We start from the raw sequence: 16974 nt of genomic DNA on the forward strand, positions 1-16974 counted from the left end.
TTAAATTCATTAAACAGGGCTGGTTCTTATACCAGACCTGTTTTTTTGCTGTGTCCAGAGATAAAGGGTTGCTTTATAGATAATGCCTAGTATAATACTTGGTATAAGTAGGCAAAGGAGTCGGTACACATGTCAGTCGATGATTATTTGGATCTTTTAAATTACGCCAAGGCGATTAAAGATGGACAGTGGCAGGCTGACATCATTGAGCGCTTAAAGAATCTTAGTGCAGCAGAGGAAAGTCCTCAGATTCAAGAAGAAAGTGTAATAGAATTATGGTCAAGATTTGACGCCATTAACATAATGATCATGAAGCTGTTTGAGAAGCTACGTGAGAATGAACATTCAGAGCAACAGTTTCAGTGGAAAGAGCAGCTCTGGGAGCTTAGGCTGGAACGAAGTATTTTATCAAAAAAGATTCTTAATCGTTACATTCGAATTAGGTAAACACTAAAAGACAGTTTCCTTATTAATTTAGGGGCTGTCTTTTTTTACGTAATCTTGATACAAAAATGCATTGATAGTCGTCTTACTTATAGCTGCAGCTGATAAGGAGGATTTACAAGATGGAAATTCCGGAATCTGAAATTTTTAAAGCAATATTCTATGAACATTATCCTATTGTCAGACGTAAGCTGACCGCTTTGGTTCGTGATGAGTCGGCAGCAGATGATTTGGCACAAGAAGTTTTTCTGAGATTGTATCGTAACCCCCCAGATGATCCAGCAGCGCTGGGTGCCTGGCTTCATAGAGTCCTTACTCGTATTGGATATGATTATCTGGACAAAAAAGCAAGGGAACGGCGGCTGCAAAATAAACAAGAACAGTTATACGAAGTTGGGGAATCACCTCCTTCAGGAGAGGAAGTCTTAATCAGTAAGCTGGATCAGGAGGATGTTCATGAATGGTTGAACGAGCTGCCTGACAGGGATAGACAAGCGCTTCTGCTTAGATACTCTGGTTATAGTTATGCGGAAATAGCAGGCGAGCTTGGTCTAAGACCTCCCGTAGTAGGGACATTACTGCACCGTGCGACCCAGAGGTTAAGACAAAATGCAGCAAAATCACTATCTCAGTCAGATTAACAAACCGAGATAAACGAAGCTCCAAATTATTTAGGAGGGTTTACTAATGACTAAACAACCGCTAAATCAAGATCATAATAAGCAATATACAGATGAAGCCTGGGCCAAATTGCAAAACAAGTTAGCGTCTGAGCCTGCAAGTCCTAAATGGGCTGTGTGGAGTCAGCAGTTGGCAGTGGATGTTATGAAAGATGATGATATACCACACCCAGAAATGGGCCAGCCTCAATCTACAGATGACAATCCGATAACTAATCGCCGATCCAAGCGACCTCGCATGAATCGTCGGCGTAAGTGGGGAGTAGCAGTGGCAGGTGCCGCGATCGTTGCGGTTATACTTGGAACTCCAGTAGGAAATACGGCTATGGCATCGCTGCTGAATCAGTTTCGGATGGAAGAAGTTACAGTTGTGAATGAAAATGATATTCGGGATATTTTTTATCAGGTAAATGAAAGTCAATCCATGAATGAAGCTATGAACAAATTTGGTGTGTTTACAAGTACTTTTGGTTCAAATAAAGGGATTATTCCGCTAAATCAGGTGGAAGAGACTCTAGGTTTTACACTTCCAAGCGGAACTTTGCTCAAGAATGTGAAGAGCGCATATATAACCAATTCACAAGAAATAACCTTGAAGCTTAATATTGAAGCGGTTAATAAAGCAATGAAAAGATTGGGTGCAAAACAGCTTCTTCCAGAGGCCATAGATGGGAAAGAAATTAAATTAGATCTTTCGGAGATCGTGAATTATGATCTTTCGATGGATAATGATAAATGGGCTAATCTTACACAGACGAAGACTCCTTTAATTACTGTAGATCCAACTATAAAGGTTGATGAAGCTTTGGAAGCTATAATCGATTTTCCATTGCTGCCAGATTATCTGAAATCCAGCTTAAAGCAGAGCCGCATTTTATCAGGTGAAATTCCTCTGCCACTGGTAAAAGGCCTGAATACCGATCAAATAAAGATTAAAGATACTACGGTTCTACTGAATCAGAATGAATATAGTCAAGGGATTGTATACTCGGCCATTTGGGTACAGAACGGGCAATTGTTCGATTTCAACGGGGGAAGCGTGTATACAGATAAAGCTGTATTCTTAGAGAAGCTAGAGGAGTTGATTGAATAATGACGGTTGCTGCAATAGAAGCGAAGTCTTTGACCAAAGAATATGATAACGGACGTGGTTGCCGTGATGTAACGATTACTGTTGGGAAAGGGGAAGCCTTTGGCTTCCTCGGCCCTAATGGTGCGGGGAAAAGTACCTTTGTCAAAATGTTGGTAGGTCTCATTCGTCCATCGAGTGGTAGTGCTACTCTATTAGGCCATAAGATCGGTTCACTTGAAGCCAAGTCTCAAATCGGATATTTACCGGAATTATATCGCTATCAAGAATGGCTTACCGGGGAAGAAGTAGTAAGACTGCATGCCAAGCTGTGCCGTGTAGAGCGATCTGTAGCCGATAAAAGAGTTCCAGAGCTTCTAGCGGAAGTTGGAATTGGAAACCGTGGACGGGATCGTGTGAAACATTATTCCAAAGGGATGCAGCAGAGATTAGGGCTTGCTTGTGCTCTTGTAAACAATCCGGCCATCGTTTTTCTGGATGAGCCCTCATCGGCGCTAGACCCGATTGGACGTCAGGAAGTTCGGAATATTTTGCAGAGGCTAAAAGAGAAGGGAGTTACGATATTTCTTAACTCTCATCTACTGGAGGATGTTGAACTCATCTGCGACCGTATGGCACTGCTGAATAACGGAGTTATACTGCGGCATGGGAAAGTATCTGAGATCTTAAATAAGCGAACAAGCTGGCATTTTAAAGTGGGCGGTTTTACGCCTATTTTGTTGTCTTGGCTACAGGATAGTACTGATCTTAAGATCAAAGTTTCAGCGGATATTGGATCTCAATCTGAAAAAGGAGCTTCAATCCCAGCTACATTGGAAAGTAGCACAGTTTGGCTGGAAGCGGAACTGGAGAATGAGGAGCAAGTAGGCTGGCTGAACACGTTAATTATTGAACAAGGAATGACCTTATATGAAGTCTCACGAAAGCAAGAACGTCTGGAAGACTGGTTTATGAGTGCTGTATCCGGCCTAAGTCACAGAGGTGAACACGAATGAGAATAATCATGGGAATGACCTGGAAGGAATTGCTGCGAAAACGAGTGATGATATTAACACTGCTTATGACCATTGTCTTTCTTATAGGATTTTGGTTTGTGGCAAATACGATTGGACAAAGTGGAATACCGAATAGAACAGATATTAGCAGTGGCGAGCATCTCTTAGCTAATTTTACAAATGGTGCTTTTATATTATCACTTGGATTCTTTTTTGGCGCTTTTGTAATCGCCTTTTTGGCGATCTTCAGTTCCTTCTCAGCTATTGCAGGTGAAGCGGAACAAGGGGTTATGCAGGCTTTACTGCCAAGACCGCTGCCGCGGTGGAAATGGTACATAGGTCGCTGGCTTGGATATGTGACGCTTGGGATTGGTTATGCCCTGATTTTATTTATTTCTATTTTATGGATTACTGAGATCCATGCAACCGTTCCTAGAGATGCCGTAGTCCTATTGAAATCATTTTTGTTATTCTCCTCTATAGTGCCTTTGCTAATTACGATTTCTATGCTGGGTTCTGGATTCTTCTCAGCAGTGGGGAATGGCGTCTTTATGACAATGTTATATGGAGCGGGCTGGTTAGGTGGGATGATTGATAAGATCGGAGGATCGCTTAGATTAGAACCCGATGTTCTTGACACATTAAATAATCTGTCAGGAATGATGGCACTGCTTATGCCAGTGGATGGTTTACAGCGGAAAATGACCGCCGTCCTGTTCAGCGCTAATGAAATGAGTGGAATGATGGGATTGTTCGGCAGCATGAATGGATTGCTGGATTTTAATACGGTTCCGTCAAATATGTTTATTTTTTATGCGCTAGGATATACCCTGTTAGCTTTTGTTATAGGTCTCCTTCGCTTCGAGCGAAAAGACTTATAAAGGGGATGTTAATCCAAAAAGAGCCCTCTTGTCTTATGATCGGGACAATTAGGGCTCTTTGTGTTGTGTAGCGGGAATCATTTCTTAATACCAAGCTCAATCCATTCGGTAGACCAGTTTCCAATTTCACCAAGTATAGGAGCAAGCGCTGTGCCTTTTGGAGTCAGAGAGTACTCAATACGTACTGGCATTTCAGGATATACAGTTCGCTCTATAATGCCTTCGGTTTCCATTTCCTTCAATCGGTCAGATAACACCTTGCCACTGAGATTGGACAGACAGCTCTCAATTTCACCAAAACGGCGTGGCCCTGGCATAAGCACGAAAACGATCAGCGCGACCCAACGTTTACTTAGCAAGTCTACCGCTTTTTCAAAGCGAGGACACATGTTGAAATCATTCATAATATCACCTCGACATTCATTATATCATAAACTTACATAAAGTAATTATAAATATTTAAATATATATTATAACTTGACGAAGTTATATTACAATGATAAACTTACTTACAAATAGTTACTTATAATTTAACTAATATTTTATCCTTATGCTTAGCTCTATCTAAGCATTGATGAACAATGAGGAAGGTGTAATTATGATTAAACCAGAAATCACTTCTATTTTACAGAATAAAATCACGCGAATTCCTTTAGCAAATTCCACAAATATATTGGTTGGACCCATCACGTTACCCGTGAATTTAGACGGCGAGACCGTTGTTTTTAAATGGTACAACTGGCTGAATACAACTGATGCAGAGCTTCTTCAAGAGGATAGCAGTAAAGCAACGGCAGCTTTAATTTCACGTTTGCCATCCATGAACTTAGCAGAAGGACAACAATCCAGTGTGTTGGTATATGGCGATTTCGAAGGGTCTGAGGATGCATTGATCCGGATGCATAGCATCTGCCATACTGGCGATATTTTTGGCAGTAAACGTTGCGATTGCGGATTCCAGCTGCATCAATCCATGAAAATGATTGTTGAGCATGGCTCTGGGGCATTATTTTATCTCGCGAATCATGAAGGAAGAGGCATTGGCCTGTTCAGCAAATCTTTAGCGTATCTTTTACAGGAAGAAGGATACGATACAGTTGAGGCTAATTTAGAGTTGGGATTTGCTGATGATTCAAGAAACTACGAAGAAGCAATCAGTGTTCTGCAAACTTTACGTCACAAACCAGTGACGCTGATCACGAATAATCCGAAGAAATTGGATGCGCTCAAGGCTGCAGGGATGAATGCCGTGAAAAGAGTAGCGTTATGGGGAGATGTATCTTCTTTTAACGAGAAATATTTGCGGACTAAAGTCGCTCGCTCAGGGCATTTAGAAGCTGTGAAGGACACCCATTCGCTAAATGAAAGACTGGCTAAGTAAAGATTGAAGTAGTGCTTTTGCGCTTCTTCTATTATAATGGGGTACTGGGAACCAACTCTAAGCTTAGTGAGGTACAATATGACTGCTATTCAAGTACAAGACTTACGCAAAACATTTAAAGTACAAAAAAACCGCGAGGGTCTCAAAGGGGCCTTCGCTGATTTGTTTAAAAGGGAATATACGGAAGTGACTGCAGTGAAGGACATTTCCTTTTCCATTCCTGAAGGGGAGATCTGTGGTTATATCGGCGAGAACGGTGCTGGGAAATCGACCACGATCAAAATGCTCACAGGTATTCTCGTGCCGACTTCCGGAAATCTGACAGTAGGTGGTTATGTTCCGTATTTGGAGCGCGAGAAATTCGTGAAAAATATCGGCGTGGTATTCGGGCAACGCAGTCAGCTATGGTGGGACATTGGGGTGATTGAGTCGTTCCAGCTCCTGCGCAAGGTTTACCGGGTGTCTGAACAAGATTTCAAGAAACGGCTGGATGAATTGGTCGAACGGCTGCAGCTGCAAGAACTGCTGAATCGTCCGGTTCGTAAGCTTAGTCTAGGTCAGCGGATGCGTTGTGAATTAGTAGCAGCATTGCTTCATAATCCGTCGATTGTATTTCTGGATGAACCGACCATTGGCTTAGATATTGTGGTGAAGTCAGAGATCCGTGAATTCCTAAAAGATATGAACCGCGAGCATGGGACAACCATACTGCTGACTACACATGACCTGCAAGATATTGAGGCGCTTTGCTCCCGAGTGATAATGCTTGATGATGGCCGTATCATTTATGACGGAGGACTGGAAGACCTGAAGCAGCGTTGGGGAACCGGACGTGAGGTTCAATTTCAATTTGGAAATGCAACGAAACGTCAGCAACTTGAGTTATGGACTGAGGGGTTGCCTGTTACTTGGTCTGCGGAGAACGATCTAGGGGCATCTGTCTGGATACCGCTAGATATAAATGTATCGGATGTATTAAGCAGAGTAGTGGGAAAAGCAGACATTACTGATATCAAAATCATAGAGACCAATACGGACGATATTGTTCGCAGTATTTATCAATCCGGGTCTGCAGACAAGCCTGATGAAATGGCTGCCGCTCTGAAGGATGAAAGAGAGGCTTTACATGTCTGATAAGCTTAATCCTGCAACGGCTATGTCCTCCTCCTCAGGAGGCGCGTCTTCTGGTGGTCCTCAGGAGAATAGCCGTAAATTACTATTCGGGGCTTACTTAGATTTTATACGCATCCGTTTCCTTACCATGCTTGCTTATCGAATTAACTACTACTCAGGTATTCTTATCTATTCACTGAATATTGGGGTTAACTATTTCACTTGGATGGCCATCTATGGTAATGGGGATTCATTGGGTGGATTTACTGCAACGCAAATGACATCATATGTTGCTGTGTCGTGGATGGCTAGAGCCTTTTATTTTAATAACCTAGACCGCGAGATCTCTACGGATATCCGTGATGGAAGTATCGCTATCCAGTTTATAAGGCCCTATAACTATGTCTTAGTCAAAATGATGCAAGGTCTTGGAGAGGGAATGTTCCGCTTCCTCTTATTTATGATTCCCGGCATGGCCATAGCGATGCTGCTGTTCCCAGTACAATTGCCAACAGCGCCATCTGCTTGGGCGGGGTTCCTGGTGATGCTCTTTTTCAGCTTTTTAATTAATTCACAGATCAATATCATTACAGGGCTCTCGGCTTTTTTCGTGGAAAATAATGAAGGCATGATGCGAATGAAGCGGGTAATTGTAGACTTATTCTCCGGCTTAATCGTACCGATCAGTCTGTTTCCTAACTGGTTATCTTCCGTACTTGAGGTGCTGCCGTTTCAGGCGATTACCTACTTGCCAGGTTCAGTGTTTACGGGACGGGTGCAAGGGGTTGGAATATGGAATGTATTAGGGATACAAATTATTTGGTTCCTGGTATTGCTGATTCCAATTGTCTGGTTATATCATGCGGCGCGGCAGCGTCTCTTCGTGCAGGGAGGTTGAGGAAACATGTATTACCTGGGATTATTAATTGAATATATCAAAAACTATATGAAGAGCCGGCTCACCTATCGCGCTGACTTTTGGGTAGAGGTCATTTCAGACTTGCTTTTTCAAGCTACCAACTTTATCTTTATTCTCGTAATTTTTATGCATACAGATAGCCTGGGCGGTTGGAATCAGAATGAAGTAGTGTTCGTTTATGGATTCTTTATGGTGCCTTTTGGGGTGTTTAGTTGTTTTGTGAATCTATGGGGATTTAGTGAACGTTACATCGTTAAAGGTGAGATGGACCGTATTTTGACACGCCCAGCTCATAATTTGTTCCAGATCTTTTTGGAAAATGTTGATCCACCAGCACTTATGGGCTCATTCATAGGTATTATTATTATGGCCATCAGTGGCAGCAATCTGGGTCTTCCCTTTGAATGGTGGACGATACCGGCTCTGATCATTCTGACGTTAAGTGCGGTCGCCATCTATACGGGGATTTATACAACGTTGACTTCATTGTCTTTCTATTCGGATGCTCCTACTGGGATTCTTCCGTTAATGTACAACATTCAGACTTATGGCCGTTACCCGGTAACGATTTACAATCGTGCTATACAGGTATTGCTTACTTGGATCATTCCATTTGCATTCGTCGGAGTGTATCCAGCCGCGCTTTTTCTGCAGCGGGAGGAGATGACCAGCCTTGCTCTGATGACACCTGTAGTAGGCGCTATATTCCTGGGGATTGGTTTGTTAGCCTGGAGTTATGGCGTACGAAGATATAAGGGTGCGGGGTCTTAAGTTAGGCTAGTGTTTTGTTAAGTTGGAAAGGCTACCTTCGGGTAGTCTTTTTTTTACCCGGAATTCATGAATATGCTAAAATCATTAATATCTACATTGGGGAGGAATCATAGATGAATGTGTTAGATATTTTACCAGCACCCGAAAACTTAAAAAAACTTATGAAAATACTTGCTTCTCTAAATATTGTCTTATGTCCAGAGGACTGGCTTCGCTATCATAGTTTTGATTCTATATTTGATAAGAATGTTTCTCTAGCATCGATCGATAATGGCTCAGGTGATAATTTGTTTATTATTTTTACACCTCAAGGAACGATAATTAAAGGTTTTGATCATGAGTCCGAAGTAAGTCCATATGCGCGTGACGAACATGAAGTTTGGCCAGGAATCTATGAAGAGGTCCCAACCTCGCTATTGTCTTTACTGGAAGATGAGGCGATAGCTAAGGATGATGTTACTTTTTGTTTTTGGCGTGAAAATAACGACATGGCGTGGCAGAAGGGAGAGGTAGAGATTCCAGCGGGGGCAGAAGATGGTTCGGACTTTTTGCTAGGGACTATTTTCCGCACAGCTGAGGATTTTGTGGAATTTGCCGAAGGTTATTTTGAACTCACACTCCCTTTAGAGGTCGTTGCACAAGTTTATGAGGGTGCAGTCATTACCAAAGAGATGATCAAAGCGTTAAATCCTGATGGTGATGTAGAGACAATTCTTCAGGAGTTAGCAAAGCTAGACTCTTAGGGACTTATCGATTTTGAAAACAAAGGGGGATGCGAAATGGAACTTTACGTGGAAAAGCTGAATGCTGATGCTGCTAGGGATATTTTAAGCTGGCAATATGATCCACCCTATGATTTTTACAATAATGAAACAACTCCTGAAGCTATAAGTGAAATGCTAGAGGAAGCATTTTTTTCTGTACTTGATGCAAATAAACAATTGATCGGATTCTTCTGTGTAGGAAGTCCGGCACAGGTTCCAAATGATAAATATACATATTCTCAGGATTTTATAGATGTGGGTTTAGGAATGAAGCCAGAGTTAACCGGACAGGGGAATGGGACTCTATTTTTCACAACAGTCCTTAACTATATTAATGAGAGATTCGAGGAAAAACCAAAGCGGCTGACAGTGGCGAAGTTCAACGATAGAGCGATACGCTTGTATGAAAAACTAGGATTTAGCCGGGAAGCTGAAATCGTTAAAGGAACTACAGAATTTATTATTATGATTTGTAATGAAAATGATAATCTTACTCCCATGTATGAGCGGGCAAAACCCGGCGAAATAATTACTTTTGGCTCTTATCCGCAAATGGCGGACGGAGCAGAAAAAATGCCGATAAAGTGGCGGGTGCTGCAAAATTCAGGTAGAGAGCTGTTCATTTTAAGCGAGTACATTTTGGACTGCAGGCGGTATCACAGTGAATATGTTGATGTTACATGGCATGACTCCGATTTGCGAAAGTGGTTGAACGATGATTTTTATAATGCCGCTTTTAATGACTCCGAGCACAGGCTCATCAAGACTACACAATGCACAGATAACGGAGAGGGAAGTATAAACACGGAAGATAAGATTTTTCTGCTCAGTGTTTCGGAGGCGAATGAATTGACCTTTAAACTTGGTGAAGATACTTTACGTGCGAAGCGTAGGGCGATAGGAACGGGATTCTCCAAAGTGAAAAAGAACGATGGATGTAAATTGTATGTGTATGATAAAAAAGTCAAAGCTGATTATATCCTTGAGAAGGATGAAGAGTTTGGCTGCTCATGGTGGTGGCTGAGAACTCAACCTGCGATTTCTTCACGTGCGTATTTTGTAGGTACCCGTAGCAGTATTCGCAGTTACGGACATGTAAACTTAGCTTGTTACGGTGTGCGCCCCGCTATAATCCTTAATTATTAAGCTCTTTCTCCAACATCGTTTCATGGGAAGCGAATCTTACCACAGAAACAAAACAGCCTGAACCCCTAGGAATACATGGCTCAGGCTGTTTATTATTGTTTCTATTTCATGGAATTAGATTTGTCTTTAGCATTGAGTGTAGCAATCAGTTTCTCGCCTTCGACATCCAGGTTTGGCAGAATACGGTCGAGCCATTTTGGAAGTGCCCAAGCTTTGTTGCCGAAAATAGACATTACAGCAGGAACTAATCCCATTCGAATAATGAAAGCATCGATTAAGATCCCTACGGCCAGTGTAAAGCCGATTTGTTTAATCATGACATCATCCGTAAAAATAAACCCTGCAAAAACGGAGATCATAATTATAGCAGCGCCTACTACGACACGACTCACCTGGTTGTATCCATGAACAACGGACTCTGATCCCTCATGACCATGAACGTACGATTCACGCATGGAACTGACAAGGAAAACCTGATAGTCCATCGCGAGCCCATATAGGATACCCGTAACGATGATTGGCATAAAGCTTAGCAATGGGCCACCGGTGTCGAAACCGAAGAGAGTATGGAGCCAGCCCCATTGGAACACGGCTGTGGTGATCCCGAAGGTAGCGAGAATGCTAAGCAGAAAACCGATCGTAGCTTTGATAGGAACGATAATCGAACGAAATACCAACAGAAGAATAATGAGCGATAGGAGAATGATGATTCCTACATAAATGGGAAATACATCTGCCAGTTTGGCCGACATATCGATGTTAACAGCGGTAAAGCCGGTAACCCCGAGTTTAACATCATTACTTTGAGCGATACTAGATTCCGTAGCCCGTAAATCATTCACCAGATTTTTGGTTGTTATATCGCTAGGACCCGTTTCTGGAATCAGACTGAAGATAGCTAAATCCTTAGTCATGCCCAGAGGAGTGACCTGCGCGACATTCTTTTGAGCTTGGAGCTCTTTTACAAGATTTCCTAGGAGTTCCGGGGTGACTGGAGTGGAAGAATTCTTTGGTTCTGCAACCAGAATAAGCGGTCCGTTAAATCCCTCTCCAAAACCCTCGGATATAGCATCATAACTTTGTCTTGCTACCGTGTCCAAATTCGCTGAGGCAGCTCCGGGAATGCCCATTTCCATTTTCGCTATGGGGGTTGCTGCTACGCCAAGTACCAGGACGATGGCAACAATAGTGACCCAACGATACTTGATGATAAATTTAACCCATCTATCAGCTATACCGCGGTTACCCGTTTTATGATGATCCTTGTTTTTCTTGCGAGCTTTAGGCGAACAGATGCGTTCACCCACCAATCCGAGCAATGCCGGCAATAGGGTTAAGGCAACAAATACGTTGATGAGGACGGTAGCTGCTGCTACTAACGCCATCGTAGATAAGAAAGTAAGCCCGATTACAAGCATACCGCAGAGAGCGATAATAACCGTCAAACCGGCGAAAAATACGGCGCTGCCGGATGTGCCAATTGCTCTAGCCGCAGCTTCTTGTGCGCTTAATCCTTGATCAATAATCATCCGGCGTTGGCGATTTACAATGAAAAGAGCATAATCGATTCCGACGGCTAATCCAATCATAAGCGCCAAGACGGAAGTGACACTAGGCATTTCAATGAATTTGGAAATAGAAAATGCTCCACCCACACCGATGCCGACTCCAAGCAGTGCAGTTATAAGGGGCAGCCCTGCTGCAACGACAGAGCCAAGCGTCACCAGCAAAACAATTGCAGCAATGACAAGTCCGACAATCTCAGCTGATCCTACACCGATAGATACTGATTTGAGTGTCTCACCCGGCAGTACAGTAATGTTGGTATCTTTCTCGACATTCATGACGGTATCAATTACAGAATCAAAAATATCTTGAGAGATAGCTGATTGCTCAATGGTAAACTGGAATTGGAACAATGCAATTCTACCGTCTGCGGAAAGAATAACACCAGGCACCGGAACACCATCTGCCATCAGAGGACCATAGGAAGGGGGTGCTGTGGCTGTTGCAGACTGATCCATACTGGCAGCCTGAGTTGCTTCAGTAGTTGAACTACTTGCTTCCGCTGCATAATCCGCAGGATTAATCACTTCGTTTATACCGTAAACCTCATTAATACCCTTAGTGATCGCTGCCAAACGTTCTGGCGTATCCAATCGCTCGCTTTGAGGTGCTTTGAACACGACACTTCCTTGTCCACCAGATGCAGCCGGAAGTTCTGTTGCTAATTGATCCAAAATCTTTTGCGATTCCGTGCCTTCAATCTTCATTTCCGAACTGATATGAATACCATTCATGCTGATCATAGAGATGACAATTCCTAAAATTAAAATCCAACCTAAAATGAAGTACCCAGGTTTACGATAAGCGGTTTTTCCCACTCTGTATAATAATGTTGACATGTATCTATTTTACACTCCCTCGATGATGAAAACTGATTGTTAGCCTATTAGAATCCGTTGCGTAAATATCCGTAAATAGTTTCCAAAAATTGATCGAACGTAAGAGTTTCAGGACTTGGATCGTCGCTCGTCGTTTGTCCCGGAAGCAGCACATTAAGTTTTCCGTCAATTAAGGGAAGTACAGTTCCGTAAACCGAATTTATAAGCAGATAAGTATAAACCTCGTCATACTTACCATTTGACAAGTGCAACAATGTTTTTTGTGCTCCAGTTTGCGTAAGGTGTATTGCTCTTAAATAATGGGGCTCGAGGGCTGGGAATTTTCGGGAAAGTAATGAAAGCTCACGCAACCTCCCTATAAGCTCAGCTGTAAGTTGCATCTTAATTAGTTGATATAAGGTATCCAGCAGGGAGGCATTTTCAGGGATTTTGGTGAGCAATTCTTCATACTCATTCGTGTTCCGTACGGTAACTGCTCCCATCGCAACTGCCTCTTCCTTGCATGTGAAATAGTTTGCGAAAGTTCTTCTGGAGTAGCCGGCTTTTTGCACGATATCTTCAACAACAAAACCGTCCAACCCATGTTCAAGTGCAAGTTCGAATGCCGCTTCAGCTAGCGCTTTTTCAGTGGCTTCTTTTTTGAAATCTCTCAAAGTTTGTTTAATCATAACTTTATGTATACACCTCCCATACGGCTGTTTTTGTGGTGAAGATTAGGATTACTGACTATATACTAATGTAAACTTGCCCAAAGTGCAAACTTTCTCATTGGGCAAGTTTATGCTTTGGGATCTGCTTATAGAAAACTCTCAGCTGTTACACAGCAGAAAACAGGAAATAAAAATAGAATAATTTCTCTTTATCAACAGATGAAAAGAGTACATAATTACAGACGACCTCATTAACTCTAGAAATATTTTGTGAGTATTATAAATGATCTTTTCCAAAGAGGGGAGTTCGTTGTATGTATGGAATTCTGGCTGTTTCCGGCCTGTCTTTTCTTCTGGTGGCGGTATTTACACCTCTATTAATCTGGACGCTGCATAGACTGAGGTTAACGCAGCCGATTCGTGCCGAGCTTCCAGCAGATCATCAGGCCAAACGGGGTACACCACTAATGGCAGGGTTGATCCTGCTTATCGGGATAGCGATTTCGCTGCAGTTTCAACCCGGGCCTCTAATGTTACTCTTATGCGTTACGTTTTTGTTGTTTAGTTCAGTCGGATTTTTGGATGATTTCAAAAAGGCTTTTTGGCAAAATCCTTCCGGCATCAGCGGCCGCTCAAAACTAGTGCTTCAATTTCTTTTTACTGGAATTATATTATATGTGTTGTTCCATTCGTTCGGCCTGACGAGTGATATCGAGTTATTTAAAGGGCAAAATCTGCAGTTGCCTGTGTACCTTTATGTGGCCATCATTTTGCTGTTTGTGGTCGGCTCCGCGAATGCCATCAATTTTACAGATGGTCTCGATGGGCTACTGATCAATGTTGCCATACCGTCGTATTTTTTCTTTTTTATGATTTCGGACAAACCTGAAGTGCAGACATTTTCACTTGTTATGATCGGTTGTCTGCTAGGGCTTTTGCTTTACAATATTTATCCTGCAAGAGCGTTTATGGGCGATACTGGATCACTGGCGATCGGGGGCTCCCTTTCCGTTCTGGCTGTCATTGAAAAGGTTGAGCTTTTGTTTCCAATTTTGTTTTTCGTTTATTTTGCGGAGCAGTTGTCGGTCATTTTACAAGTTTGGTACTACAAACGGACGAAGCTGCGGCTATTCCGGATGGCTCCGATCCATTACCACTTTAGCTTAAAATACGGATGGAGTGAGAACAAAATCGTGATGATTTTCGGTTTCATTTCGTGGGTATCCGTACTGCTTTGCTGGTTGATTTGGAAATATTTAATTCACTAAACGAACAATTCGATACGAAACATGAATCTACATAATGTTATTGCAACAACGAGACATCGGCATCTTTTGTATTTACAAATCTATAAAAATAGATATAATGGAACACATGGAACCTTTAATGATATTCAAAGCGTTGTCTAACGAGACTCGTAGTCAAATTATGATGTGGCTAAAAACTCCCGAGGAATTTTTTGATGAAAAGCCTTATTTACAACAAGGCCTAAATTTTCAAATCGGGATTTGCGTGGGCGATATTCAAGCTAAAGCGGGGCTTGCACAGTCGGTTATTTCGAGCTATCTATTGACCATGCAAAAAGCTGGTTTGCTGGAATCTGAGCGAATTGGGAAGTGGACGTATTATCGTCGAAACGAAAAGATAATTCAAGAATTTTCCGATTATATTAAAGAGAAACTATAGGAGAGAGGAGGAAGGGCTTTTTTTTGATAATACATATCTACAAATCTAAATATGTAAATATAAACGGAGGATTATTTTAAAATGAAAAAGGTTAACCCTTTACTTATTATTATTTTGGCTTTAGGCGTATTTGGCATTATTACAACGGAAATGGGGATTATAGGTGTTCTGCCACAGGTAACTCAAAAATTTAATATATCAACTTCTCAGTCTGGATGGCTTGTAAGTATATTTGCTTTAGTTGTTGCTATTTCAGGTCCATTTCTGACCTTATTGGCTTCTGGAATTAATCGTAAAGTAATTCTATTAACTGCTGTACTTATTTTTGCAATTTCAAATATTGTTTATGCGTATACGACCATGTTTGAAGTAATGCTGATTTTTCGTATTATCCCTGCTATTTTTCATCCCGTATTTTTTTCAGTTGCACTTGTTACCGCTGCCCAACTTGTCCCTCCGGAAAAGAGCACCAAAGCAGTTACAAAGGTTTTCGCCGGAATAACGGTCGGGTTTGCTTTTGGTGTGCCTTTGACTTCTTATCTCGCGGACAAAATTTCTTTAGAAGTCGCTTTTCTCTTTGGAGCTGTCGTAAGTATAATTGCCTTTTTAGGAATACTAGCTTGGCTTCCTTCCATGCCAGTTAAAGAAAAAATGTCTTATGGTAAACAACTTGGTATTTTACGCAAACCCCTATTGTGGTTAAATATTGTGGCAGTTATTTTTATCTTTGCAGCTATGTTTTCTGTGTACAGTTACTTTGCTGAATATCTTGGGCAGGTAACACATATGAACGGGTCATGGATTAGTATCATGTTGATGGCCTTTGGGATAATCATGATTTTTGGGAATTTTTTATTTGGAAGCCTTTTGCATAAAGGCATTACAAAGACCGTTATCATGTTTCCATTGTTATATGCGGTAACTTACTTATTCGTATATTATCTAGGTTCTTATTTCCTTCCGATGGTTGTTATCATAATCATTTGGGGGGCAGTGCATTCCGGCGGACTGATTGTCAGTCAAGCATGGTTAACGACCGAAGCGAAAGAAGCTCCCGAATTCGGTAACAGCTTGTTTATCTCATTTTCTAACCTTGGAATTACTATAGGGACTGCTATCGGTGGTTGGTTTATTTCTCATGCAGGAATACATCAACTCATCTGGATCGGAATTATGTTTTCCCTGCTTGCTTTCTTATCGATCATAATCAAAATAAAGATTTCCAAATTAAACGTGGTGGAAGTAGAGTAAAGGCGAAACAGCGATAGCCAAGTATCTTTTTTCTGGTACATGGCTGTCGCTGTTTTCTATGATTAGTATTACAGTCTTGTGTTTTTAAGTTTTTTAATTTATTTTTATTAGACCCCATGAAATTACATACGTGTATAAGAAAGAGGTTATCAATGAATAAGATTTATCTATTAAAAAGCTTTCTAGCTATCACACTCTTACTTGGAACAACAACTGCCTGCAACTTAGCCGAGCAGATTACTTTAGAACCAGTTCCAACGATTACGGCCGATTCCAGTTCTGGATTAGATTCTACGCCAGACAATACAACAGAGGACAACAAACGTTTAATAGATGCAAAGGTAACACGAGTAGTCGATGGTGACACCATGAAGCTGACTATAGGCGGCAAAAAGGAAACCATTCGTTTATTGCTGGTCGATACTCCAGAGTCAGTGAATCCGAATATCCCCGAACCACAGCCATTTTCGCTAGAAGCTTCTGATTTCGCCAAAAAGATGCTTACGGATAAAGATGTACAAATTGAACTAGATGTATCGGAGCGGGACAAATATGGCCGCCTACTTTGTTACCTCTATATAGATGGGAAAATGTTCAATGAGATTCTGCTAGAGCAGGGTTATGCACGTGTAGCCTATGTATTTGCACCTAACACAAAATATGTTGATCAATTTAGAGCGATTCAGGATAAGGCGCGAGAGCGGGGAATAGGTATTTGGAGCATTGAAAATTACGCGCAAGACAAAGGTTTTCATGTGCAGAAAAAGAAATGAACTTCTATTAACGTAGGGTATTTGA

Annotated in this window: 18 protein-coding genes; 15 read left to right on the plus strand and 3 right to left on the minus strand. The window is 41.7% G+C overall.

The genetic code is table 11. The annotated features are described in order from the left end of the window. Positions 1–129: 129 nt before the first annotated feature. The 5 genes from NSQ50_RS13580 to NSQ50_RS13600 all read left to right on the plus strand — a co-directional run bounded on the left by NSQ50_RS13580 (position 130) and on the right by NSQ50_RS13600 (position 4090). On the plus strand, positions 130–447 hold the full coding sequence (locus NSQ50_RS13580; RefSeq protein WP_076143974.1) for a hypothetical protein: 318 nt from the start codon (positions 130–132) through the stop codon (positions 445–447). 119 nt (positions 448–566) lie between these two features. After that, positions 567–1085 (plus strand): sigma-70 family RNA polymerase sigma factor, encoded by a 519-nt coding sequence (locus NSQ50_RS13585; RefSeq protein ID WP_038570626.1) that lies wholly within the window; start codon positions 567–569, stop codon positions 1083–1085. Between the two features lie 46 nt (positions 1086–1131). Next, entirely contained in the window at positions 1132–2217 is a 1086-nt protein-coding gene (locus NSQ50_RS13590) for a hypothetical protein (RefSeq protein ID WP_038570629.1), read from the plus strand. Continuing rightward, complete coding sequence (locus tag NSQ50_RS13595; protein WP_038570632.1) at positions 2217–3209, plus strand: ABC transporter ATP-binding protein; 993 nt, start codon at positions 2217–2219, stop codon at positions 3207–3209. The genes NSQ50_RS13590 and NSQ50_RS13595 overlap by 1 nt, the downstream gene beginning before the upstream one ends. Further along, the gene (locus NSQ50_RS13600; protein ID WP_038570635.1) at positions 3206–4090 is read left to right on the plus strand and encodes an ABC transporter permease subunit; all 885 of its coding nucleotides are present in this window, start codon (positions 3206–3208) and stop codon (positions 4088–4090) included. The genes NSQ50_RS13595 and NSQ50_RS13600 overlap by 4 nt, the downstream gene beginning before the upstream one ends. 77 nt (positions 4091–4167) lie before the next feature. Here the strand turns inward: NSQ50_RS13600 and NSQ50_RS13605 are convergent, their stop codons facing one another. After that, positions 4168–4494, minus strand: coding sequence for a winged helix-turn-helix transcriptional regulator (locus NSQ50_RS13605; RefSeq protein WP_036686688.1), 327 nt, complete (start codon positions 4492–4494; stop codon positions 4168–4170). A gap of 194 nt (positions 4495–4688) precedes the next feature. Between NSQ50_RS13605 and NSQ50_RS13610 the strand changes: the two genes are divergently transcribed. From NSQ50_RS13610 to NSQ50_RS13635, 6 genes are all read left to right on the plus strand, one after another. Continuing rightward, a complete protein-coding gene (locus NSQ50_RS13610; protein WP_036686690.1) occupies positions 4689–5471 on the plus strand; it encodes a GTP cyclohydrolase II in 783 nt (260 codons plus the stop codon). Between the two features lie 78 nt (positions 5472–5549). Next, positions 5550–6605 (plus strand): ABC transporter ATP-binding protein, encoded by a 1056-nt coding sequence (locus NSQ50_RS13615; RefSeq protein WP_038570639.1) that lies wholly within the window; start codon positions 5550–5552, stop codon positions 6603–6605. 127 nt (positions 6606–6732) lie between these two features. Then, positions 6733–7482 carry an ABC transporter permease gene (locus NSQ50_RS13620; protein ID WP_051491475.1) on the plus strand — a complete coding sequence of 250 codons (750 nt, stop codon included), beginning with the start codon at positions 6733–6735 and terminating at the stop codon, positions 7480–7482. Positions 7483–7488: 6 nt separating this feature from the next. Further along, a complete protein-coding gene (locus NSQ50_RS13625) occupies positions 7489–8274 on the plus strand; it encodes an ABC transporter permease (RefSeq protein WP_036686696.1) in 786 nt (261 codons plus the stop codon). Positions 8275–8387: 113 nt separating this feature from the next. Beyond that, positions 8388–9017 (plus strand): hypothetical protein, encoded by a 630-nt coding sequence (locus tag NSQ50_RS13630; RefSeq protein ID WP_038570641.1) that lies wholly within the window; start codon positions 8388–8390, stop codon positions 9015–9017. 36 nt (positions 9018–9053) lie between these two features. Continuing rightward, positions 9054–10184 carry a GNAT family N-acetyltransferase gene (locus tag NSQ50_RS13635; protein ID WP_080742484.1) on the plus strand — a complete coding sequence of 377 codons (1131 nt, stop codon included), beginning with the start codon at positions 9054–9056 and terminating at the stop codon, positions 10182–10184. Positions 10185–10285: 101 nt separating this feature from the next. On the opposite strand, the gene NSQ50_RS13640 is transcribed toward NSQ50_RS13635, so the two are convergent. Continuing rightward, a complete protein-coding gene (locus tag NSQ50_RS13640; protein WP_038570643.1) occupies positions 10286–12589 on the minus strand; it encodes an MMPL family transporter in 2304 nt (767 codons plus the stop codon). Positions 12590–12636: 47 nt separating this feature from the next. Beyond that, on the minus strand, positions 12637–13257 hold the full coding sequence (locus NSQ50_RS13645; RefSeq protein ID WP_036686703.1) for a TetR/AcrR family transcriptional regulator: 621 nt from the start codon (positions 13255–13257) through the stop codon (positions 12637–12639). A gap of 296 nt (positions 13258–13553) precedes the next feature. Here NSQ50_RS13645 and mraY point away from each other — a divergent pair, with 296 nt between their 5' ends. The 4 genes from mraY to NSQ50_RS13665 all read left to right on the plus strand — a co-directional run bounded on the left by mraY (position 13554) and on the right by NSQ50_RS13665 (position 16949). Continuing rightward, entirely contained in the window at positions 13554–14507 is a 954-nt protein-coding gene (mraY, locus tag NSQ50_RS13650) for a phospho-N-acetylmuramoyl-pentapeptide-transferase (RefSeq protein ID WP_038570646.1), read from the plus strand. A gap of 106 nt (positions 14508–14613) precedes the next feature. Next, positions 14614–14925, plus strand: a complete 312-nt coding sequence (locus NSQ50_RS13655; protein WP_051491476.1) for an ArsR/SmtB family transcription factor — start codon at positions 14614–14616, stop codon at positions 14923–14925. A gap of 81 nt (positions 14926–15006) precedes the next feature. Next, on the plus strand, positions 15007–16176 hold the full coding sequence (locus tag NSQ50_RS13660) for an MFS transporter (RefSeq protein ID WP_036686708.1): 1170 nt from the start codon (positions 15007–15009) through the stop codon (positions 16174–16176). Between the two features lie 152 nt (positions 16177–16328). Next, the gene (locus NSQ50_RS13665; RefSeq protein ID WP_076100928.1) at positions 16329–16949 is read left to right on the plus strand and encodes a thermonuclease family protein; all 621 of its coding nucleotides are present in this window, start codon (positions 16329–16331) and stop codon (positions 16947–16949) included. Positions 16950–16974 lie beyond the last annotated feature (25 nt).

Source organism: Paenibacillus sp. FSL R10-2788, assembly GCF_038003885.1.
Lineage (GTDB): Bacteria > Bacillota > Bacilli > Paenibacillales > Paenibacillaceae > Paenibacillus_AQ > Paenibacillus_AQ odorifer.

Coding starts and splice junctions, on each gene's coding strand:
- NSQ50_RS13580 (WP_076143974.1), top strand. CDS start 130: ATGTCAGTCGATGATTATTTGGATCTTTTAAATTACGCCAAGGCGATT.
- NSQ50_RS13585 (WP_038570626.1), top strand. CDS start 567: ATGGAAATTCCGGAATCTGAAATTTTTAAAGCAATATTCTATGAACAT.
- NSQ50_RS13590 (WP_038570629.1), top strand. CDS start 1,132: ATGACTAAACAACCGCTAAATCAAGATCATAATAAGCAATATACAGAT.
- NSQ50_RS13595 (WP_038570632.1), top strand. CDS start 2,217: ATGACGGTTGCTGCAATAGAAGCGAAGTCTTTGACCAAAGAATATGAT.
- NSQ50_RS13600 (WP_038570635.1), top strand. CDS start 3,206: ATGAGAATAATCATGGGAATGACCTGGAAGGAATTGCTGCGAAAACGA.
- NSQ50_RS13605 (WP_036686688.1), bottom strand. CDS start 4,494: ATGAATGATTTCAACATGTGTCCTCGCTTTGAAAAAGCGGTAGACTTG.
- NSQ50_RS13610 (WP_036686690.1), top strand. CDS start 4,689: ATGATTAAACCAGAAATCACTTCTATTTTACAGAATAAAATCACGCGA.
- NSQ50_RS13615 (WP_038570639.1), top strand. CDS start 5,550: ATGACTGCTATTCAAGTACAAGACTTACGCAAAACATTTAAAGTACAA.
- NSQ50_RS13620 (WP_051491475.1), top strand. CDS start 6,733: ATGCTTGCTTATCGAATTAACTACTACTCAGGTATTCTTATCTATTCA.
- NSQ50_RS13625 (WP_036686696.1), top strand. CDS start 7,489: ATGTATTACCTGGGATTATTAATTGAATATATCAAAAACTATATGAAG.
- NSQ50_RS13630 (WP_038570641.1), top strand. CDS start 8,388: ATGAATGTGTTAGATATTTTACCAGCACCCGAAAACTTAAAAAAACTT.
- NSQ50_RS13635 (WP_080742484.1), top strand. CDS start 9,054: ATGGAACTTTACGTGGAAAAGCTGAATGCTGATGCTGCTAGGGATATT.
- NSQ50_RS13640 (WP_038570643.1), bottom strand. CDS start 12,589: ATGTCAACATTATTATACAGAGTGGGAAAAACCGCTTATCGTAAACCT.
- NSQ50_RS13645 (WP_036686703.1), bottom strand. CDS start 13,257: ATGATTAAACAAACTTTGAGAGATTTCAAAAAAGAAGCCACTGAAAAA.
- mraY (WP_038570646.1), top strand. CDS start 13,554: ATGTATGGAATTCTGGCTGTTTCCGGCCTGTCTTTTCTTCTGGTGGCG.
- NSQ50_RS13655 (WP_051491476.1), top strand. CDS start 14,614: ATGGAACCTTTAATGATATTCAAAGCGTTGTCTAACGAGACTCGTAGT.
- NSQ50_RS13660 (WP_036686708.1), top strand. CDS start 15,007: ATGAAAAAGGTTAACCCTTTACTTATTATTATTTTGGCTTTAGGCGTA.
- NSQ50_RS13665 (WP_076100928.1), top strand. CDS start 16,329: ATGAATAAGATTTATCTATTAAAAAGCTTTCTAGCTATCACACTCTTA.